The 19,870-nt window shown below is 65.2% G+C and carries 15 protein-coding genes; 1 reads left to right on the top strand and 14 read right to left on the bottom strand.

Annotated features, from left to right (window positions below; all coding sequences use genetic code 11):
* Nucleotides 1–61 precede the first annotated feature (61 nt).
* Nucleotides 62–1,384, top strand: a complete 1,323-nt coding sequence (locus BM279_RS21195) for an NTP/NDP exchange transporter (protein WP_027904940.1) — start codon at nucleotides 62–64, stop codon at nucleotides 1,382–1,384.
* Here BM279_RS21195 and BM279_RS21190 read toward each other — a convergent pair.
* The 14 genes from BM279_RS21190 to BM279_RS21125 form a co-directional block, all read right to left on the bottom strand.
* Entirely contained in the window at nucleotides 1,374–2,258 is an 885-nt protein-coding gene (locus BM279_RS21190) for a LysR family transcriptional regulator (RefSeq protein WP_013793099.1), read from the bottom strand. The genes BM279_RS21195 and BM279_RS21190 overlap by 11 nt on opposite strands.
* Before the next feature lie 58 nt (nucleotides 2,259–2,316).
* Nucleotides 2,317–5,103 carry a hybrid sensor histidine kinase/response regulator gene (locus BM279_RS21185; RefSeq protein WP_093507100.1) on the bottom strand — a complete coding sequence of 929 codons (2,787 nt, stop codon included), beginning with the start codon at nucleotides 5,101–5,103 and terminating at the stop codon, nucleotides 2,317–2,319.
* Nucleotides 5,104–5,264: 161 nt separating this feature from the next.
* Nucleotides 5,265–6,554 carry a phosphoribosylamine--glycine ligase gene (purD, locus tag BM279_RS21180; RefSeq protein WP_027909687.1) on the bottom strand — a complete coding sequence of 430 codons (1,290 nt, stop codon included), beginning with the start codon at nucleotides 6,552–6,554 and terminating at the stop codon, nucleotides 5,265–5,267.
* Between the two features lie 198 nt (nucleotides 6,555–6,752).
* Nucleotides 6,753–8,357, bottom strand: a complete 1,605-nt coding sequence (gene purH / locus BM279_RS21175; protein ID WP_093507098.1) for a bifunctional phosphoribosylaminoimidazolecarboxamide formyltransferase/IMP cyclohydrolase — start codon at nucleotides 8,355–8,357, stop codon at nucleotides 6,753–6,755.
* Nucleotides 8,358–8,432: 75 nt separating this feature from the next.
* Entirely contained in the window at nucleotides 8,433–8,753 is a 321-nt protein-coding gene (gene fis / locus BM279_RS21170; RefSeq protein WP_093507096.1) for a DNA-binding transcriptional regulator Fis, read from the bottom strand.
* Nucleotides 8,750–9,748, bottom strand: coding sequence for a tRNA dihydrouridine synthase DusB (gene dusB, locus BM279_RS21165; RefSeq protein WP_093507094.1), 999 nt, complete (start codon nucleotides 9,746–9,748; stop codon nucleotides 8,750–8,752). Before dusB ends, fis begins: the two co-directional genes overlap by 4 nt.
* Nucleotides 9,749–9,947: 199 nt before the next feature.
* Nucleotides 9,948–11,333: a DUF3426 domain-containing protein gene (locus tag BM279_RS21160; protein WP_093507092.1), complete on the bottom strand. Its 1,386-nt coding sequence runs from the start codon at nucleotides 11,331–11,333 to the stop codon at nucleotides 9,948–9,950.
* Between the two features lie 114 nt (nucleotides 11,334–11,447).
* Nucleotides 11,448–12,326, bottom strand: coding sequence for a 50S ribosomal protein L11 methyltransferase (gene prmA, locus BM279_RS21155; RefSeq protein ID WP_093507090.1), 879 nt, complete (start codon nucleotides 12,324–12,326; stop codon nucleotides 11,448–11,450).
* A gap of 66 nt (nucleotides 12,327–12,392) precedes the next feature.
* Nucleotides 12,393–13,079, bottom strand: coding sequence for a DUF4272 domain-containing protein (locus BM279_RS21150; protein WP_093507088.1), 687 nt, complete (start codon nucleotides 13,077–13,079; stop codon nucleotides 12,393–12,395).
* A 76-nt stretch (nucleotides 13,080–13,155) separates the two neighbouring features.
* Nucleotides 13,156–14,511 (bottom strand): acetyl-CoA carboxylase biotin carboxylase subunit, encoded by a 1,356-nt coding sequence (accC, locus tag BM279_RS21145; protein ID WP_093507086.1) that lies wholly within the window; start codon nucleotides 14,509–14,511, stop codon nucleotides 13,156–13,158.
* 17 nt (nucleotides 14,512–14,528) lie between these two features.
* The gene (accB, locus tag BM279_RS21140; RefSeq protein ID WP_093507084.1) at nucleotides 14,529–14,981 is read right to left on the bottom strand and encodes an acetyl-CoA carboxylase biotin carboxyl carrier protein; all 453 of its coding nucleotides are present in this window, start codon (nucleotides 14,979–14,981) and stop codon (nucleotides 14,529–14,531) included.
* Nucleotides 14,982–15,053: 72 nt separating this feature from the next.
* On the bottom strand, nucleotides 15,054–15,503 hold the full coding sequence (gene aroQ / locus BM279_RS21135) for a type II 3-dehydroquinate dehydratase (RefSeq protein ID WP_027904932.1): 450 nt from the start codon (nucleotides 15,501–15,503) through the stop codon (nucleotides 15,054–15,056).
* A gap of 120 nt (nucleotides 15,504–15,623) precedes the next feature.
* Nucleotides 15,624–17,396 carry a protein-disulfide reductase DsbD gene (locus BM279_RS21130; RefSeq protein ID WP_093507082.1) on the bottom strand — a complete coding sequence of 591 codons (1,773 nt, stop codon included), beginning with the start codon at nucleotides 17,394–17,396 and terminating at the stop codon, nucleotides 15,624–15,626.
* A gap of 454 nt (nucleotides 17,397–17,850) precedes the next feature.
* On the bottom strand, nucleotides 17,851–19,815 hold the full coding sequence (locus tag BM279_RS21125; protein ID WP_093507080.1) for a methyl-accepting chemotaxis protein: 1,965 nt from the start codon (nucleotides 19,813–19,815) through the stop codon (nucleotides 17,851–17,853).
* Between the last annotated feature and the right edge of the window lie 55 nt (nucleotides 19,816–19,870).

The raw sequence follows: 19,870 nt of genomic DNA, 5'->3' as shown, positions 1-19,870 counted from the left end.
GCACAGGCCTGCCTGGTGTCGTAGGCCATACTGCAAGGCTTCGATATTCGGACGCCTTGCCATGACCCTTTCCCCAACCCAGCGCCTGGCCCGCGCCATCAATGCGCAGCCCGGCGAGCTGGCTGCGGCGCTGGCCGGGTTCGCGCTGTTCTTCTGCCTGTTCTGCGGCTACTTCATGCTGCGCCCGATCCGTGAGTCGATGGGCATCCAGGCCGGCGTGGAAAACCTGCAGTGGCTGTTCACCGCCACCTTCGTGGTCATGCTGCTGGCGGTGCCGCTGTTCGCCTGGCTCAACTCGCGAGTGCCGCGCATCCATTTCATCGATTGGGTATACGGCTTCTTCTGCATCAACCTGCTGGGCTTTGCCGCGGCCTTCAGCCTGATGACCGAAAGCCTGTGGCTGGCGCGCACATTCTATGTGTGGATCTCGGTCTACAACCTGTTCGTGGTGTCGGTGGCCTGGAGCCTGATGGCAGACGTGTTCGACTCGCCCCAGGCCAAGCGCCTGTTCGCTTTTATCGCCGCCGGTGCCAGCGTTGGCGGTCTGGCTGGGCCGGCGCTGAGCACATTATTGGTCGGCAGTATCGGTGCCAGCGGCCTGGCGCTCCTTGCGGCGCTGCTGCTGGCCGCAGCCATGGCGCTCAAGCATTACCTGATGGCCTGGCGCGAGCAAGCCGGAGCAGGGCGACCGGGCGCCAGCCAGGCGGAAAGCCCGCGTCGCCCAGTGGCAGGCAATCCGTTCAGCGGCATGATGCGGGTATTCACCTCGTCCTACCTGCTGGGCATCTGCGCCTTCGTCATCCTGCTCGCCACGGTCACCACCTTTCTGTACTTCGAGCAGGCGCGGCTGGTCGCCGAGCTGTTTCCGGATCGTGACGAGCAGGTGCGGGTGTTCGGGCTGATCGATTTCGTGGTGCAGGCCGGCGCGCTGCTGGCCCAGCTGTTCATCACCAGCCGTGTGGCCCAGCGCATGGGCGTGCGAACCCTGCTGGCCGCCGTACCGCTGCTGATGTGCGTGGGTTTTCTGGCTCTGGCTCTGGCGCCGACCTTCGCGGTGTTGGCTGGGCTGATGATCGTGCGGCGTATCGGCGAATATGCCTTCGTGCGCCCGGGGCGGGAAATGCTCTTCGCGCCGCTGGATGCCGAGAGCAAGTACAAGGCCAAGAATTTCATCGACACCGTGGTCTATCGCGGCGGCGATGCTCTCAGCGGCTGGGCCAAGAGTCTGATCGACATGCTTGGCTACGGCGTGGCGCTGATCGCGGTGATCGGCGCCATCTGCGCGGCGGTCTGGGGCGTGCTGGGCTGGTATCTCGGTGGGCGGGCCGATCGCGGTGCCGTCGACCTACCGGTGGCCGATGGCGAGGCGGCGCTCAGGCGCTGATCAGCGTGCGCGCTTCGCTGAAACAGGCTTCGGCCAGCGGCGAGCGTGGCGCGCCGCGACGCATGATCAGGCCCAGGGGCGCCAGGGTGTGGGCGTCTTCGATAGGCGTCAGTACCAGCTCGTTGGTGAATTCGGCCAGGCCGTTGCGCAGCGGCATGATCGAGCAGCACAAACCGGCGCTGACGGCTTGCAGCAGCTGGTGAACGGCATCGGTTTCCAGCTTGGGCAACGGTGTCAGGCCGCGGGAGCGGAAGCAATGGTCGATGGATTGGCGAAAGTGCATGCCGGCCGACAGCAAGCCCAGGGGCAGGTCGATCAGGTTTTCCCAGCGCAGGGTGGTTTCGCTGAACTGGAAATGCCGGCGGTCGTACAGCAGGCCCATGCGCGTGGCGGCCAGCTCCAGGCTGTCGAAGTGCTCGCGGTCCAGCCGGTCCAGATAGGAAAGGCCCAGATCCAGCTGATTGCTGCCCAGACGTTCGAGAATCTGGTCGCTGCTCAGGGCGAACAGCTGAAAGCGCAGGCCCGGATGCTGCTCGGCGAACAGCCGCACCAGCTCCATGGGGTCGAAGCCGGACAGCGGCACCACGCCCAGGCGCAGGGTACCGACCAGTTGGCCGCGACAGGCGGCAGCTTCTGCATACAGGCCGTCATGGGCAGCCATCAGGCTGCGCGCCCAGGCCAGCACCCGCTCGCCCTCGGCAGTAAAACCCTCGAAGCGCTGGCCGCGGCGTACCAGTTCCAGACCCAGTTCGTTTTCCAGATTGCGCAGGCGCATCGACAGGGTTGGCTGGGTGACGTGGCAGCGAGCGGCTGCCTGCCCGAAGTGGCGGGTTTCGTCGAGGGCGATCAGAAACTTGAGCTGCTTGATATCCATGGGCGCTCTATCAAGAGGGTAGGCGATGCCGGGCTGCGGGAAAATTCTAGCAGCCGCTTCAGGAGGTGACGGTGTCGTCCTCGGCCTGGGGATGGCGCTCGGCGACCCAGTACTCGATCAGGTCGCGCAGCTGCGAGAGTTCCACGGGCTTGGCCATGTGGCCGTCCATGCCGGCCTGGCGCGCGCGCTCCTTGTGCTCGCTCAAGATGTGCGCGGTCAGCGCGACCACCGGCGTGCGCGGGCGACGTTCGGCGATTTCCCAGGCGCGCAGCTGCTCGGTGGCGGAGAAGCCGTCCATCACCGGCATTTCGCAGTCCATCAGCACCAGATCGTAGCGCTGGGCCTTCATGGCATTCAGGGCTTCCTCGCCGTTGCTCGCGGTGTCGGGCTGCAGGTTGAGCTTGCCAAGCATGCCGCGGATCACCTTGGTGGAGATGCTGTTGTCTTCGGCGACCAGAATGCGGAAATCGCGCGGCACCTCCAGGGTCGCCGGGCTGGTGATGGCCGGCGTGTCCGTGCCGTGCTGGCGCTGGGCGAGTTCGTCGGCTAGGGTGGCCTTGAGGGTATAGCCGGCCACCGGCTTGGCGAGGATGCGTTTGATGCCGGCGTTACGGGCGATGATCTTGCTTGGCGCGTGGCTGATGCCGGTGAGCATGATGATCAGGATGTCGTTGTTGAGGCTCGGGTCTTCCTTGATCTTGGCCGCCAGCTGCATGCCGCTCATGCCCGGCATGTCCTGGTCGAGCAGCACCACGTCGAAATATTCGCGCATGTGCGCCCGGGTGCGCAGCAGCGCCAGCGCCTCCTTGCCGGACGGCACGCTGCTGACGTTCATGCCCCAGGCGTTGCACTGCTGCAGCAGTACCTTGCGGCAGGTGTCGTTGTCGTCCACCACCAGCAGGCGAGTGCCCTGCAGGGTGCCATCGATATCGGTGCTCGGCTGCTGCAGGCGGGCGTCGTCCAGCGGCAGGGTCAGCCACAGGGTGGAGCCCTGGTTGCCGCCACTCTGGATGCCGAATTCGCCGCCCATCAGCAGGATCAGCTGGCGAGCAATGATCAGCCCCAGTCGGCTACCCAGGCGAGTGGCCGACAGGAAGTCGCGGCTCTGCAGTTCGGTGTTGAGCAGTGCATCGCGCTCGGCGGCATCCAGCGGGTGGCCGCTGTCCTGCACGGCAAAGCGCAGGCGCGGCTGCTCACCGCTGGTATCCAGGGCCACCACCAGCAGGATCTCGCCCTCGCTGGTCTGCTTGAAGGCGTTGTCGAGCAGGCTGAGCAGGATCTGCCGCAGGCGCGTCGGGTCGCCACTGACGATGCGCGGCACCTGGGGCTGGATGAAGCTGATCAGCTCGATCTTCTGCAGCTCGGCCTTGGCGCGGAAGATGTCCAGGCAGTCCTCGGTCAGGGCGTTGAGGTCGAACTGCACGTCATCCAGCTCGATCTGCCCGGATTCCAGCTTGGATATGTCTAGAATCTCGTTGATCAGGTTGAGTAGCTCGTTGCCCGAGCTGTGGATGGTCTGCACGTAGTCACGCTGCTTGGCCGACAGCGGTGTGCCGAGCAGCAGCTCGGTCATGCCCAGCACGCCGTTCATGGGCGTACGGATCTCGTGGCTGATCTTGGCCAGGAACTCGGCCTTGGCCCGTAGCTCGGCGTCGTTGGCGGCCAGGGCGGTGCGCGCCCGCGAGGCCGCGCGTTGGATGTGGCGCTGATGCTCGGCCAGGGCGGCGCTGAGCACCACGCCGCTGAGGGTGGCGATGGTGAATACGCCGATCACCAGCCAGCCCGGGTCGAGCTGGTCGAAGCCGAACAGGATGGGGATGAACAGCCCGAAGCCGACGTTGAACACCACCATGGCCACCACCAGCAGCCGCGCCGACTGGTAACCGTTGTGCCAGTGCACGCCACTGACCACCAACACCGCGAGGGTGCCGAGAAACACCATCAGGTAGACCACGGCGCTGTACCAGAGCAGCCCGGTGGTGACGATGGTCAGGCCCAGCAGCAGGGCCAGCAGGGCGTGGCCCTGCAGCACGCGGTTCAGCTTGCTGTCGCGCATCGGCGTCTGGCGGAAGAAACCGAGCACGAAGGCCGACAGGCTGAACGCGGCGAGCAGGGCGCTGCTGTCGGCGATAAGCGACTGGTTGTAGCCCAGCTGCGGCACCCAGGCCGCCAGCAGGCCCAGGTTGGCGGCGGCGCACACCGCCAGCCCGGTATGCAGGGCGGCGAGCCACAGGCTGCACACCGAGCGCATGTAGGCGAAGCGGATCAGGTTGTAGATCACCACCAGCAGCAGGGCGCCGAGCAGCGCACCGAACAGGTAGGCCGGGCGCTCGAGGCTGACCAGTTCGGCCTCGTCGATGACCTTGAACCAGGCCATCAGCGGGTGGTTGGAGGTCATGCGTACATAGACTTCCCGGGCCTGGCCGTCGTTGGGCAGCGACATCAGGTAGGCGCGCGAGGGCAGCGGGCGAGAGCTCATCGGCATCGACTCGCCGCTGTGCACGGTCTGCTCGATCAGCTCGCCGCGCAGCAGGTAGTAGTCGAGGTACTGCACCCGTGGCGCGAACAGCCACAGCCAGTAAGGCGCCTGGTGTTCGGGCACGTCGAAACGCAGCCACACGGCTCGGTCGCTGGGCGGGAAGGTGAAGGCGAGGTCGTCGAGGGGCAGGAACTGGTTGCGGCGGCTGCGTACGTCATCCAGATCCAGCTGGGCGCTGTCATCGATGAACGCCGACCAGCCGGTGGCGTACGGGGTAGCCACTCGCTGCGCGGCTACGCTCGACAGGCAGAAGCCGGCCAAGAGCAGGCTGACGAGTAAACCGATGGCAATCCTGAGCCGACGCACGTGGCAATCCCTTTGAGGTTATACGACCGGATTATAGTCAGCCGGTGTGGCGCCGACTATGCGAGCTGAAAGCCTATCCTGCCAGCCGAGCCGCGTGGTTGAGCGGCCCAGCTGTGGTATTGCCGATGGGCGGCAGCGCTTGATGCCGCCATCGTGTTACATCAGTTGTCGCCACGCTCGCGGGCGATGGCCCGGTAGCCGATGTCGTTGCGGTGGAACATGCCGTTCCAGCGGATCTTCGCGGCCAGGCGGTAGGCCTGCTGCTGGGCATCCGCCACGCTTGCGCCGATGGCGGTGGCGCACAGTACGCGGCCGCCGGCGGTGACCACCTGGCCATCCTTGAGCGCAGTTCCGGCATGGAACACCTTGCCTTCCAGCTGAGCAGCGTCGTCCAGGCCTTCGATCACGTCACCCTTGGCGTAGTCGCCCGGGTAGCCGCCGGCGGCCAGCACCACGCCCACGGTCGGGCGCGGGTCCCAGGTCGCTTCGACCTTGTCCAGCGCCTTGGCCAGTGCGGCTTCGACCAGCAGCACCAGGGAGCTTTCCAGGCGCACCATGATCGGCTGGGTTTCCGGGTCGCCGAAGCGGCAGTTGAACTCGATGACCTTCGGCGCGCCGGATTTGTCGATCATCAGGCCGGCGTAGAGGAAGCCGGTGTAGACGTTGCCTTCGGCCGCCATGCCGCGCACGGTCGGGTAGATGACTTCGTCCATCACCCGCTTGTGCACCTCGGCGGTGACCACCGGAGCCGGCGAGTAGGCGCCCATGCCGCCGGTGTTCGGGCCGCTGTCGGCGTCGCCAACGCGCTTGTGGTCCTGGCTGGTAGCCATCGGCAGCACGTTCTGGCCGTCGACCATGACGATGAAGCTGGCTTCCTCGCCATCGAGGAATTCCTCGATCACCACGCGGGCGCCGGCGTCACCGAAGGCGTTGCCGGAGAGCATGTCGCGTACCGCCTCTTCAGCCTCACTCAGGGTCATGGCGACGATCACGCCCTTGCCGGCGGCCAGGCCGTCGGCCTTAATGACGATCGGTGCGCCCTTCTCGCGCAGGTAGGCCAGGGCCGGCTCGACCTCGGTGAAGTTCTGGTAATCGGCGGTCGGGATGTTCTGACGGGCCAGGAAATCCTTGGTGAAGGCCTTGGAGCCTTCCAGCTGGGCCGCCGCGGCGGTCGGGCCGAAGATGTCCAGGTCGCGGGAACGGAACAGGTCGACCACGCCCTTCACCAGCGGCGCTTCCGGGCCGACGATGGTCAGCTGCACGTTCTTCTCGGCGAAATCGGCCAGTGCCTGGATGTCCAGCACGTCGATGGCCACGTTCTCGCATTTGGCTTCGGTGGCGGTGCCGGCGTTGCCTGGGGCGACGAATACCTTGGCGACGCGCTTGTCCTGCGCCACTTTCCAGGCCAGGGCGTGTTCACGACCGCCGCTGCCGATGATCAATACGTTCATGTCTCTCTCCCAATGGAGGCGGGCCGCTGGCCCGTTTGGTGGATAGGAAAAGCGCTATCCACCCTACAAATTCCGAGGTCGCGATGAAGCCGGTAGATGCTAGGCGCCCCGGGTTTCGACAAGCGGAGTTGCCTATTGGCAATGAGCATTGGCGGAACCCGGGGCAACAACGCAGATGCCGGTTTCAGTGCGGCCGATTTAGTGCCTAAAGTGGCGCATGCCGGTGAACACCATGGCAATGCCTGCTTCATCGGCGGCGGCGATCACTTCGTTGTCGCGCATCGAGCCACCGGGCTGGATCACCGCGGTGATGCCGGCCTTGGCGGCGTTGTCGATGCCGTCGCGGAAGGGGAAGAAGGCGTCCGAGGCCATCACCGCGCCCGGTACCGGCAGGCCGGCGTGCTCGGCCTTGATGGCGGCGATGCGCGCGGAGTTGACGCGGCTCATCTGACCCGCGCCGACGCCGACGGTCTGGCGGTTCTTGGCGTACACGATGGCGTTGGATTTGACGAACTTGGCCACTTTCCAGGCGAAGATCAGGTCATGGATCTCTTGTTCGCTCGGCGCGCGCTGGGTGACGATCTTCAGGTCTTCGGCCTTGATCATGCCGATATCACGGCTCTGTACCAGCAGGCCGCCGTTGACGCGCTTGTAGTCCCAGCCCGGCGCACGCTCGGCCGGCCACTCGCCGCATTCGAGCAGACGCACGTTGGCCTTGGCAGCGACCACTTCACGGGCGGCGGCGCTGATTTTCGGGGCAATGATCACTTCGACGAACTGGCGCTCGACGATAGCCTTGGCGGTTTCGCCATCCAGCTCGCGGTTGAAGGCGATGATGCCGCCGAACGCCGACTCGGTGTCGGTGGCGTAGGCCAGGTCGTAGGCCTTGCGGATGCCGCCTTCGTCTTCCGGCACCACGGCGACGCCGCACGGGTTGGCGTGCTTGACGATCACGCAGGCCGGCTTGACGAAGCTCTTCACACATTCCAGCGCGGCGTCGGTGTCGGCCACGTTGTTGAACGACAGTTCCTTGCCCTGCAGCTGCACGGCGGTGGCCACGCAGGCCTCGTCGGCATGCTCGACGTAGAACGCCGCCTGCTGGTGCGGGTTCTCGCCGTAACGCATGTCCTGCGATTTGACGAACTGGGTGGTGAAGGTGCGCGGGAACAGGCTGCGGTCTTCGGTAGAGAGGGTATCGCGGCCCTGGTCGATGGTGCCCAGGTAGTTGGCGATCATGCCGTCGTAGGCGGCGGTGTGCTCGAAGGCCTTGAGGGCCAGGTCGAAGCGCTGGGCATAGCACAGGCCACCGATTTTCAGGGAGTCGATGACGGCCTTGTAGTCACCGGCATTGACCACGATGGCCACGTCTTTGTGGTTCTTGGCGGCCGAACGCACCATGGTCGGCCCGCCGATATCGATGTTCTCGATGGCATCGGCCAGGTCACAGCCCGGTTTGGCGACGGTGGCGGCGAAGGGGTACAGGTTGACCGCCACCAGGTCGATCGGCTTGATGCCGTGCTCGTCCATCACCGCGCCGTCGAGGGCGCGGCGGCCGAGGATGCCACCGTGGATTTTCGGGTGCAGGGTCTTCACCCGCCCGTCCATCATTTCCGGGAAGCCGGTGTAGTCGGCCACTTCCACTGCTGCCACGCCGTTGTCCTTGAGCAGCTTGTAGGTGCCGCCAGTGGAGAGGATTTCCACGTTGAGGGCGACGAGCTCGCGGGCGAATTCGAGGATGCCGGTCTTGTCGGACACGCTGATCAGCGCACGGCGGATGGGGAGGCGGGTGGTCTGGTCGGTCATTACAGGATCCATCAGCAGGGGAATCAGTAAAAAGGGCGGCTGATCAGAGCCGCCCTTCTTCAGGATTTCGGTGAGTTACAGCAGATCGTACTGCTTGAGCTTCTTGCGCAGGGTGCCGCGGTTCAGGCCCAGCAGCTCCGAGGCCTTGGTCTGGTTGCCCTTCACGTAGTTCATGACGGTCTCCAGCAGCGGGGCTTCCACTTCGGTGAGCACCAGGTTGTAGACGTCGGTGACGTCTGCGCCCTCAAGGTGAGCGAAGTAGTTGTGCAGGGCTTTCTCGACGCTGCCGCGCAGGGTCTGGCCTTCTTCGCTCGGTGTGTTGAGGTGCTGTTTCAAACTGGTGTTGTCGCTCACGGGTGCAATCCCACTTCCTAAAGTCTCGGTCAACAGTGTCATGCGGCAGCCTCTTTTTCGTCGTTATAGCGCTCACCGAAGAACTGGCGAACGCTTGCACATTGCGCCTCCTGGCTGTCGAGACGGTTGAACTGGGCACGGAATTCGCGGGCGCCGGGCAGCGTCGCGAGGTACCAGCCCACGTGCTTGCGAGCGATGCGCACGCCCATCACATCGCCATAGAAGGCGTGCAGGGCAGCCAGATGCTCGAGCAGGATGCGTTCGATCTCGGCCAGCGCAGGGGCCGGGCAATGGGCTCCGGTGCGCAGGTAATGCTCAATTTCTCTGAAAATCCACGGGCGGCCCTGGGCCGCCCGGCCGATCAGCAGACCATCGGCACCGGTGGTGGCCAGCACATGGGCGGCCTTTTCCGGTGAATCGATGTCGCCATTGGCCAGTACCGGAATCGATACGGCCTGCTTGATCGCGGCGATGGTGTCGTACTCGGCTTCGCCGGTGTACAGGTCGGCGCGAGTGCGGCCATGCACGGCCAGGGCGACGATGCCGCACTGCTCGGCGATGCGCGCGACCTCGACGCCGTTCTTGTTCTGACGGTCCCAGCCGGTGCGAATCTTCAAGGTCACCGGGACGTCGACGGCGGCGACCACCGCTTCGAGGATCGCCTGTACCAGCGGCTGATCCTTGAGCAGGGCGGAGCCGGCCGCCTTGTTGCACACCTTCTTGGCCGGGCAGCCCATGTTGATGTCGATGATCTGGGCGCCCAGCTGCACGTTGGCGCGGGCTGCCTCGGCGAGCATCTGCGGGTCGCCACCGGCGATCTGCACGGAACGTGGTTCCGGATCGCCGCTGTGGATCATGCGCAGGCTCGACTTGCGCGTATTCCACAGGCGTACATCGCTGGTGACCATTTCCGAGACCACCATGCCGGCGCCGAGGCGCCGGCACAGCTGCCGGAATGGCTGATCGGTGACGCCGGCCATGGGGGCCAGGATCAGTCGATTGGGCAATGTATAGGGGCCGATGCTTAGCGCCGACATAGGGCTTCCCTGCTCAAGAGACGTGCTGTTGAGACCGTAGGAGGGTGCGAAAGGGGGGTGATCATACCCGCTCTCAATGACCGGATAAAGGTGGTTTTGAACAAAATCTGAACAGCTGGGGTGCGGTGCCCGGTCGCGCTGGCGGGCGGCCGCGATGCAGACGGCCTGCGTTGTGCGGCCGTCTATCGGTTGCCCGGTATCACTCCGGCGAGTGGAAGTTGAGGCTGTAGTTCACCGCGCGTGGGCCCGGATCGAGAATGTCCAGGGCGATATGAATCGGCGTCTGCGGCGGCATTTCCGCCTGGCCGGCCAGTTCACCGGCCAGGTATTCGCTGGGCTTGAAGCGGCGGCTGGCGATCAGCTGGCCATTCATATCGGCGAAGCGCATCTCCAGCAGCGGAAATGGCTGGGAGAACGACGCACGGTTGTAGAGGATCGCGTCCACGACCAGGGCGCCGCTGAATTCCGGATGGCTGCGTACCACCAGGTTGCTGCTCTTGATCTGCTCGATATCTACCTTGGAGGGCAGGGTGCAGCCGATGGTCGGGCAGATCTGCTCGAACCAGGGGCGGTACTGATCCTGGCGGGCAAGCTCGGCGTAGTGATAGATCACGTATTGCCCGGCCAGCGCGGCGGCCGCCAGCAGATTGAGCAGGCTCCAGGCGATCCAGCGGCCCCAGGGCTTGCGCGGCGGGCGCCAATCGAGCTGCAGCGGTTCCTCTTCCAGCTCGAACAGCGCTTCACCGCGCAGGTTCGGCTCGCTGCGCGGCCTTACTTTCGCGCCCTTGGGCGCAGGTGCTGGTGCCTCGGGCTCATCGTGGTCAAGGAGTGGTGTCGGCTCTGGCTCGTCGTCGCGTTCGGCGCTGAGGCTGAAGGTCGGCTCCAGCTCTGGCTCCGGCTCCTCGCGGGTCGGTGCAGCGGGCTTTGGCGTGGCGAGCACATCGCGCAGGCGCGGCGTCCTGGGGATCGGCGGCACGCTTTCCGGTGTCTTGGCGGGCGGCGGCTGGCCGAAATCGATGCTCGGCACTTTAGGCTCGTCGATAGGCTCGAGCTCCAGCTTGCTCACGGGCGGGTCGTCGCGCAGCAGCGCTTCGGCCCAGCGCTCGTCTTCGCCGGGCTCGTCATCGTCCTGATCGTCGAAGCGCGGCGTCTGCCGGGTCGGTAGGTCGAGCTCGAGGAACTGGCGCGACAGTTGCTGTTCCTGAGCTTCGAGCTTGGCCAGCTCCTCGTCGAGGTCCAGGCTGTCGAGATCGAGGTCGTCGTGAATCCACAGCGTGCCGTCGTCGGCCTTGCCGCGCGGCTTGGCAGCGGGCGGTGGTACGGCTGCCATGCTCGGTGCAGGTGCAGGTGCAGGTGCAGGTGCAGGTGCAGGGTGCTTGGGCGTTGCGGCGGGCACGGGTGTAGCGGGCGCTGCGGCGCGCATGTCCGGAATGTGATGACCCTGCTCGCGCAACTGGCGGGCGGCATTGAATACCTGCAGGCAGGCGCCGCAGCGTACCGAGCCCTGGGCAACGGCAAGCTGGGCCAGGTTCACGCGGAAACTGGTGCTGCAGTTCGGGCATTGGGTCACGAAGCTTTCGGTCATGCGTCATCCGACGGCCGCAGGGCGGCAAAAACGGGGCAATAGTCTAACCCAACAGATTGCAAAAGCAGCATTAAGTGCCGTGTCCGCACGCGCAGACACGGCACGTTTGCGTGCTTAACGGCGAACGCCGCTGATGCGCACCCAGCCGTCCTGAACGGCGGTCGGGTCGAGGTCGAAGTCGGCGGCGTAGGCGGCGCGCACTTCGTCGGCCTGTTCGGCGAGGATGCCCGACAGCGCCAGGCGGCCGCCTGGCTTGACCAGGCTGGTGATCTGCGGCGCCAGGCTGACCAGCGGGCCGGCAAGGATGTTGGCGACCACCACGTCCGCCGGCTCCTGGGGCAGGTCGGCTGGTAGGTAGACCGGAAAGCGCTCGTCGGCGATGCTGTTGCGCTGCGCATTGTCGCGTGAGGCTTCCAGGGCTTGCGGGTCGATATCCGTGCCCACCGCCCGCGGCGCGCCGAGCAGCAGGGCGGCGATGGCCAGGATGCCCGAGCCGCAACCGAAGTCCAGCACGCTGCAGCCTTCCAGTGGTTGGGCGTCGAGCCACTGCAGGCACAGCGAAGTGGTCGGGTGGGTGCCGGTGCCGAACGCCAGGCCCGGGTCGAGCAGCAGGTTCACCGCGTCCGGCTGCGGCGCCTCGTGCCAGCTGGGCACGATCCACAGACGCTGGCCGAAGCGCATCGGCGCGAAGCCGTCCATCCAGCTGCGTTCCCAGTCCTGGTCTTCGATATGCTCGATCTGGTGCTCGGGAAGCGCGCCGTCGGTGAGCAACTGCAGGTGCGCGACCAGCGCGTCGGCGTCGGTATCAGCCTCGAACAGAGCGAGCAGATGGGTGTGGCTCCACAGCGGCGTGGTGCCCAAGTCGGGCTCGAAGATCGGTTGGTCTTCGGCATCCATGAAGGTGACGGACACCGCGCCGACTTCCAGCAGGGCATCCTCATAAGTGGGCGCCTGCTCGGGGGTGATGGCGAGGCGCAGTTGTAGCCAGGGCATGGGAAGCTCCGGTGGGGCGGCCGCAAGCGCAGGGCTGGCGGCGGCAGATGATAGTCGCGGGCGGGTTCAGGTGCTGACGTCCGGGTTGTCCCAGTCGTCCTGGCCGTCGTTGTCGATAAGCCAGTTTAAGGCCGCGTGGCGCTCCATGACTACGCTGGAGTTGAGGCCGGCGGGCATCGGCGCCTGCTTGAGGCGGGCGTCCACGCAGGCCCAGTGGTAGTGGTAGATCAGGTCGGCTTCGTCGAGGATGCTGGCGATGTCGCGCATTTTCGTCTGCGCCATGAAGGCAGCGAAGTCCTGGTGTTGGGCCACGGCCTGGATAGCGAAGTCGCAGTCGATGGCGTGGTCCGGGAAATCCAGCTCCTCTACCACGCCCAGCGCCCACAGCAGCACCCAGTAGGCTTCGTACTTCCAGACCATGTTGACGACATCCTGCTCGCCACCCCCGTTGCTGAGGATGCGCACTTCATTGGGCGTCAGCCCATTGATGCCGTACTGCTCCAGCAAGTCCTGGCACCAGCGAGCAGTGTCCGGGGTGTACTGGCCGGCCTGGCGGTCGCAGGCTGCCTGGATGGCGATCAGGCAGGCGATGGCGCGGCGGGCAATTTCCTCGGCGCTGCGCACGCGCACTTCGCTGGCGCTCTCGATGCAGGGCAGGTGCTCGATATAGGGGATGCCGGCCGCCTTGAGGCGGGCGATGGAGGCCTGTTTGCGCGCCTCGGGCGTTTGGCTGGCCTGGGATGATCCGTTCATTTCGCCTCCTTTAAAGGGCTTTAAATGCAAAAGGGGAGCGGCCTTGGCCGCTCCCCTTTTGTGGTGCCGGACGCGCTTAGTGCTTGTCCATGCCCAGTTTCTTTTCCAGGTAGTGGATGTTGATCCCACCCTGACAGAAACCCTTGTCGCGAACCAGGTCGCGGTGCAGCGGCACGTTGGTCTTGATACCGTCGACGACGATCTCGTCCAGGGCGTTGCGCATGCGGGCCATGGCCTCGTCGCGGGTCACGCCGTAGGTGATCAGCTTGCCGATCAGCGAGTCGTAGTTCGGCGGCACCGAGTAGCCGCTGTACAGGTGCGAGTCGACGCGCACACCGAAACCGCCCGGAGCGTGGAAGTGCTTCACCTTGCCGGGGCAGGGCATGAAGTTGTCCGGGTCTTCGGCGTTGATGCGGCACTCCAGGGCGTGGCCCAGGAGCTTGATGTCTTCCTGCTTGTACGACAGCTTGTTGCCCGCGGCGATGCTGAGCATCTCCTTGACGATGTCGATGCCGGTGACCATTTCGGTAACCGGGTGCTCGACCTGGACGCGGGTGTTCATCTCGATGAAGTAGAAACGACCGTCTTCATAGAGGAACTCGAAGGTACCGGCACCGCGGTAGCCGATCTCGATGCAGGCATCGACGCAGCGCTTGAGCACTTCGGCGCGGGCCTTCTCGTCGATCAGCGGCGCCGGGGCTTCTTCCAGCACCTTCTGGTGACGGCGCTGCAGCGAGCAGTCGCGGTCGTACAGGTGGATGGCGTTGCCCTGGCCGTCGGACAGTACCTGGACTTCCACGTGGCGCGGGTTGCCGAGGAACTTCTCCAGATAGACCATCGGGTTGCCGAACGCGGCACCGGCTTCGGTGCGGGTCAGCTTGGCCGACTTGATCAGGTCCTCTTCCTTCCACACCACGCGCATGCCGCGACCACCACCGCCACCGGCGGCCTTGATGATCACCGGGTAGCCGACTTCACGGGCGATGCGCAGGGCTTCTGCCTCATCTTCCGGCAGCGGGCCGTCGGAGCCTGGAACCACCGGTACGCCGGCCTTGATCATGGCGTCCTTGGCGGACACCTTGTCACCCATCAGGCGGATGGTGTCGGCTTTCGGGCCGATGAAGGCGAACCCGGAGTTTTCCACCTGCTCGGCGAAGTCGGCGTTTTCCGCGAGGAAGCCGTAGCCAGGGTGGATGGCGGTGGCACCGGTGACTTCCGCGGCGCTGATGATGGCCGGGATGTTCAGGTACGACAGGTTGCCCGGCGCCGGGCCGATGCATACGGACTCGTCAGCCAGGGCCAGGTGCATCAGCTCGCGGTCGGCAGTGGAGTGCACGGCCACGGTCTTGATGCCCAGCTCCTTGCAGGCACGCAGGATGCGCAGGGCGATCTCGCCGCGGTTGGCGATCAGAACTTTTTCCAGCTTCTGCATTACGGGTTCCCCGTGCATCAGACGATGGTGAACAGCGGTTGATCGTATTCCACCGGCTGGCCGTTCTCGCCCAGGATGGATTCGATCGTGCCGCTGGTTTCGGCCTCGATGTGGTTCATCATCTTCATCGCTTCGACGATGCAGAGGATGTCGCCTTTCTTCACGGTCGAACCGACTTCAACGAAGTTGGCCGAAGTTGGCGAAGCGGCGCGGTAGAAGGTACCGACCATTGGCGAGCGCACCACGGTGCCGTTCAGCTTGGCAGCGGCCGGAGCAGCTTCAGCGGCAGCGGCTACCGGAGCGGCGGCAGCGACCGGAGCAGGCGCCGGTGCGTAGGTCGGTTGGGCGTAAGCCGGTTGCTTGCCATGACGGCTGATGCGCACGGACTCTTCGCCCTCTTTGATTTCCAGCTCGTCGATGCCGGACTCTTCCAGCAGTTCGATCAGTTTTTTGACTTTGCGAATATCCATAGGTGTTCAACTCCCAGTCTGGTCAGGGTCGTTCAAGTTGTATGAAAGAACCGCCGCTGCGTGGCGTCGGTTTCAGGTGTTTTTGCTCGCCAGGTTTTCCAGGGCCGCGTCGAGCGCCAGCCGATAACCGCTGGCGCCGAGCCCGCAGATCACGCCTACCGCCACGTCGGAGAAGTAGGAGTGGTGCCGGAAAGGCTCACGCTTGTGCACGTTGGACAGGTGCACCTCGATGAATGGGATGCTCACCGCCAGCAATGCGTCACGTAATGCGACGCTGGTGTGGGTGAAGGCTGCCGGGTTGATGATGATGAAGTCGACGCCTTCGCCGCGGGCGGCGTGGATGCGTTCGATCAGTTCGTACTCGGCGTTGCTCTGCAGGTGCAGCAGATGATGGCCGGCTTCGCGGGCACGCTGTTCCAGGTCGAGGTTGATCTGTTCGAGCGTGGTGGCGCCATAGGTGCCGGGCTCTCGGGTGCCGAGCAGGTTCAAATTGGGGCCGTGCAAAACCAGCAGCGTCGACATGATCCGGGCTTCCTTCTTTTTAGCTGCGCGGACTCTGCCAGAAGTGCCGTAGGGCTGTCCAGTTTTTGGGAGTAGTCAGCACGATCCATGCAGGGTTGGCTGAATATGTGACCGAGTTTCCTAGAATCGTTCTCGCGCGCCGTTCAGACGCTCGGCAAAGCCTGCCGCATCGATTTCGCCGATGACTCGCAAGTCATGCATTTCCTGCCCGTTGGCGGCGAACAACTGGATCGCCGGTGGCCCGAACAGCCCGTAGCGATCCAGCAGCGCGCGCTGGGCAGCGGTGCTGTCGGTCATGTCGAACCGCAGCAGGTGATAGTCAGCCAGTTGCGGGCCGATCTGCGGGGAATTGAATACTTCGCGCTCGATCTTCTTGCAGCTGATGCACCAGTCGGCGTACCAGTCGAGCAGCAGCGGCTGGCCGTCGTTCTTGGCCTGGGCCAGCGCGGCGTCCAGTTCGGCGGGTGTGCTGACCGTCTGCCAGCTACCGGAGGCGCTCGACTGAGCGCTGGCGATACCGCCGGCGAGGGGCTGCAGGGGATCGTCGTTGCCCTTCAGGGCGCCCGTCCAGGCGGCCAGGGCGTAGACCAGCAGCGCCAGGCCGAGCAGTTGGGCGAGCTTGCCGCGAGCATCTTTAGCGTTGAATTCCAGGGCGCCGAGAAACAGCGCAACGCCTGCAGCCAGCAGGCCCCAAAGCGCCAGGGAAATCTGCCCCGGCAATACGCGCTCCAGCAGCCAGACCGAAACGCCCAGCAGCATCACGCCAAAGGCGTTGCGCACGGCGACCATCCAGGTGCCGGACTTAGGCAGCAGGGCACCGCCGCCGGCGGCGAAGATCACCAGCGGCGTACCCATGCCCAGGCCCAGGGCGAACAGCTGCAGGGCGCCGCCGGCGGCATCGCCGGTACTGCTGATATAGAGAAGCAGCGCGGTGAAGGGCGCGGTGATGCACGGCGAAACGATCAGGCTGGACAGCACGCCCAGCGTCGCCGCGCCGGCGATGGTGCCGCCCTGGGTCTGCGCGGCCTTGCGATCCAAGCGTTCACGAATGAATGCCGGCAGGCGCAGTTCGAAGACGCCGAACATGGCCACCGCGAACAGCGCGAAGAACAGCGCGAAGGGCACCAAGATCCACGGTGATTGCAGCATGGCCTGCAGGTTGAGCTTGGCGCCGAACAACCCCATCAGCGCACCGAGCGCGGCGTAGCAGGCGGCCATCGGCAGCACGTAGGCCAGCGACAGCACCAGGCCGCGGCCCTTGCTCGGCCGGCCGCGCAGCACCACACCGGAGAGGATCGGCAGCATGGGCAGCACGCAGGGCGTGAAGGTCAGGGTCAGGCCGGCGGCGAACATCAGTGCCAGGTCGGTCCAACTCCAGGTGGTTTTGCCGCTAGCGGGAGCGCTGGTGCTGTCGGCCTGGGCTGCAACGCCGCCATTGATCGCCAGCGTTTCGGTTTCCGGCGGATAGCACAGCCCCTTGTCGGCGCAGCCCTGGTAGGTGACGGCGAGGTTGAGCGGCTTGTCGTCCGGGTTGTTCAGCGGGATGTCGACATCCAGCACTTCGTAGAACACCTGCACATCACCGAAGTACTGATCGTTCTTGTGCAGGCCTTCCGGCACCTCGACGGGCTTGCCGGCCAGCTCAGCCGGTTCGACCTTGAACTTGAACTGGTGGCGATACAGGTAATAGCCCTCGGCCGCAACGAAGCGCACCTTCGCCGATGTCGGCGAGCTCTCGACCAGGCTGAGCTTGAAGGCCTCGCGTACCGGCAGGAAGTCGGCGCTGTTATTCAGCGCCTGACCCAGTGGCGCGGCATTCGGGCGGCTGTCGAACACCCCGGCGCCGGCAGGCAGGACGACGAGCAACAGCAGCAGGCAGATAAGACGTGGCATGGGCATCTCGTGGGGCATTGATCGCGCCATGATAACGGAGCCGGCGCGCTGTGCCATGGGCGGCGCAGTAAGTGGCCATTGCGGCGGGTTGATATTGCGCGCCTCAGGGGCGATTGCTGCGACACAAGGCCGCGTGGGGCGGCTGCCGTCATGCGCAGGTGCTGCGATTCGCGCGCATGGCGCGCTCACACGACAGTTCCTAGGGTAGACGACGCTTTACCCGACTACAGTTCTTCGATCGCAATGGTGGATGAAAAGAGCGTCGGCTACGCGCCCCGATCCACCCTACGTAGCTGAGGCGTAGGATGGGTGAAACCCATCGAAATCACCATTGATGGATTTCGTCTGCTCGGCTCGACCCGTCCTACTGGCTGGGCGTCCTCATCCGCTATCAGATCGGATTAAGGCGCTTTTGATGGGTTAGCACCCATCCTATAGGGTAGAAACGTGTTGTTTACACCCGAAACGCCTGCACCGCCTGATCCAGCTGGCCGCTCAGCGCTTGCAACTCGACGCTCTGCGCGCGGCCCTGGCCGATGCGTTGCAGGTTGTCGCCACCCAGTCGATAGATACGCTCGCTGTGGTCGCGGATCTCGCTGACGGCGCTGCCCTGGTAGGCCGTTGCCTCGGCGATGCGCGCAGCCATGCTGGCGATGGTGCCGATGGCGCCGACGATCTCGTCCAGAGCGCCATCGGCAGTGCGGGCCTGGTCGGCGGTCGCTTCGGCATGTTCGACCTGGCTGCGCATGGCTTGCACCGAGTTGTTGGCGGCTTGCTGCAGGCGGCTGATCACCTCCTGAATCTGCGCGGTGGCCGAGCTGGTGCGTAGCGACAGCGAGCGCACCTCGTCCGCTACCACAGCAAAACCGCGGCCCGCTTCACCTGCCCGCGCCGCCTCGATGGCGGCGTTGAGGGCCAGCAGGTTGGTTTGCTCGGCGATGCTGCGGATTACCGTCAGTACGCTGCCGATCGTGGCGGTTTCCGTGGCCAGATGCTCGATGGCCTGGGCATTGCCCTGTACTTCCTCAACCAGTGCATGCAAGCCAGCAAGGCTATTGCCGATCACCTGCTGGCCCTGGGCGAGGGCGCGGTCGGCGTCGCGGCCGGCGGTGGCGGTCTGGCTGGCATCGCCAGCCACCTGCAGGATGGTCGCCTCCAGCTCGCCCAAGGCATCACGAATCTGTGCGGTATCGCTGGCCTGGCGCTCGGCGCCGTCGTGCAGGCCGCTGCTCAGGTCGGCCAGGGTATGGCTGGACGCCGAGACCTGGGCCGCGTGCTGGTGAATGGTGCCCACCAGTTCGACCAGATAGCGACGCAGGCGATTGAGCGACTCTTCGATGTCACGCAGTTCACGGGTGTTTGTGGCCAGGTGGATCTCGCCCGCGAAATCCCCGGCCGCCCAGGCCGAGAGCGCCGGCACCAGACGCTCGAGCAGACGGCTCAAGCGGCGCTGCAGGGTGTCGATGATCAGCGCGATGAGCAGGATAAGCGCCACCATGATGCCGAGGATCAGCCTCACCTCGCCCTGGATACGCCCGTGCTCGGCGCGGACCTGGGGCTCAAGCGCGGTAAAGGACTGCTGCACGGCATCCAGCCGGGCGCGGGTGGTGGCTGTTAGCTGTGCGCGCTGTTCGATCAGCGTCCGGGTGCGCGTCAGTTCGCCGGGATAGCGCCCCAGCAGGCTGTCGAGATCGCGCTTGAGAGCGACGCCACGGTCTTCGGCTTCGCTCGCCTGACTGTCACTGTCCAGACCCATCAGGGAGGCGAAGGCATCACTGCCCGAGGCCGCCTGTGCGGTGATGCCAAGCAGGGGCAGATCGCTGATCACCTTGGCTTTGCCTTGCAGCGCCTGCACTTCACGCTCCACGTCGGCGGCCAGTTCGGCGCGCCCGCTGCTGACCAGCTTGCTGCGCGCCAGGGCGAGCCTGGCCAGATGTTGCGAGGCCTCGAACAGCGGCGCGCGGTAGGCGCTCGCGCTTTCGCTCTGGCCTTCGTCGGCGTAGCGGGCGAGCCCTGCCAGTGCATCAGCCATCTCCCGTTCGGCCTGGATCAGCAGCCCCTGCGGGTCGCCGGACAGCTTGCCGGCGGCGAGCAGTTGCTCGGCGGCAAATGCCTTCAGCTCGCCCAGGCTTTCGCCCAGATCACCGGCGAGATCACCCGGCAGCTCATCGACCTTTGCCTGCAGTGTGTCGAGGTTCTGAATCGCGGCGCTATGGCGCAACGCATCGCCGTTTTCCAGGTAGCCGAGAATGTTGCCCGCGGCCTCGCGCTGGAATTGTTGCGAGAGTTCCAGGTACTGCTCCATCAGCACATAGGGGCGTTCCAGTGCCCGCTGCGACCACCACAGGGTGCAGGCCAGGGCAATGCCGATGCCGACCAGCAGGAGGGTGTTGAGGTTGGTGAGGGATTTGAGGCGCATGGGGCTGATTTGACGTCCGATCGATGCTGGCACTGCGCCATGCAGTGCGTAGTGA

The sequence above is a fragment of the Phytopseudomonas straminea genome (assembly GCF_900112645.1).
In the GTDB taxonomy this organism is placed as follows: domain Bacteria; phylum Pseudomonadota; class Gammaproteobacteria; order Pseudomonadales; family Pseudomonadaceae; genus Aquipseudomonas; species Aquipseudomonas straminea.
The sequence above is the reverse complement of the archived record's forward strand: the minus strand, read 5'-3'. Positions and strand labels throughout refer to the sequence as shown.

Coding starts and splice junctions, on each gene's coding strand:
- BM279_RS21195 (WP_027904940.1), top strand. CDS start 62: ATGACCCTTTCCCCAACCCAGCGCCTGGCCCGCGCCATCAATGCGCAG.
- BM279_RS21190 (WP_013793099.1), bottom strand. CDS start 2,258: ATGGATATCAAGCAGCTCAAGTTTCTGATCGCCCTCGACGAAACCCGC.
- purD (WP_027909687.1), bottom strand. CDS start 6,554: ATGAACGTATTGATCATCGGCAGCGGCGGTCGTGAACACGCCCTGGCC.
- purH (WP_093507098.1), bottom strand. CDS start 8,357: ATGACCGACCAGACCACCCGCCTCCCCATCCGCCGTGCGCTGATCAGC.
- fis (WP_093507096.1), bottom strand. CDS start 8,753: ATGACACTGTTGACCGAGACTTTAGGAAGTGGGATTGCACCCGTGAGC.
- dusB (WP_093507094.1), bottom strand. CDS start 9,748: ATGTCGGCGCTAAGCATCGGCCCCTATACATTGCCCAATCGACTGATC.
- BM279_RS21160 (WP_093507092.1), bottom strand. CDS start 11,333: ATGACCGAAAGCTTCGTGACCCAATGCCCGAACTGCAGCACCAGTTTC.
- prmA (WP_093507090.1), bottom strand. CDS start 12,326: ATGCCCTGGCTACAACTGCGCCTCGCCATCACCCCCGAGCAGGCGCCC.
- BM279_RS21150 (WP_093507088.1), bottom strand. CDS start 13,079: ATGAACGGATCATCCCAGGCCAGCCAAACGCCCGAGGCGCGCAAACAG.
- accC (WP_093507086.1), bottom strand. CDS start 14,511: ATGCAGAAGCTGGAAAAAGTTCTGATCGCCAACCGCGGCGAGATCGCC.
- accB (WP_093507084.1), bottom strand. CDS start 14,981: ATGGATATTCGCAAAGTCAAAAAACTGATCGAACTGCTGGAAGAGTCC.
- aroQ (WP_027904932.1), bottom strand. CDS start 15,503: ATGTCGACGCTGCTGGTTTTGCACGGCCCCAATTTGAACCTGCTCGGC.
- BM279_RS21130 (WP_093507082.1), bottom strand. CDS start 17,396: ATGCCACGTCTTATCTGCCTGCTGCTGTTGCTCGTCGTCCTGCCTGCC.
- BM279_RS21125 (WP_093507080.1), bottom strand. CDS start 19,815: ATGCGCCTCAAATCCCTCACCAACCTCAACACCCTCCTGCTGGTCGGC.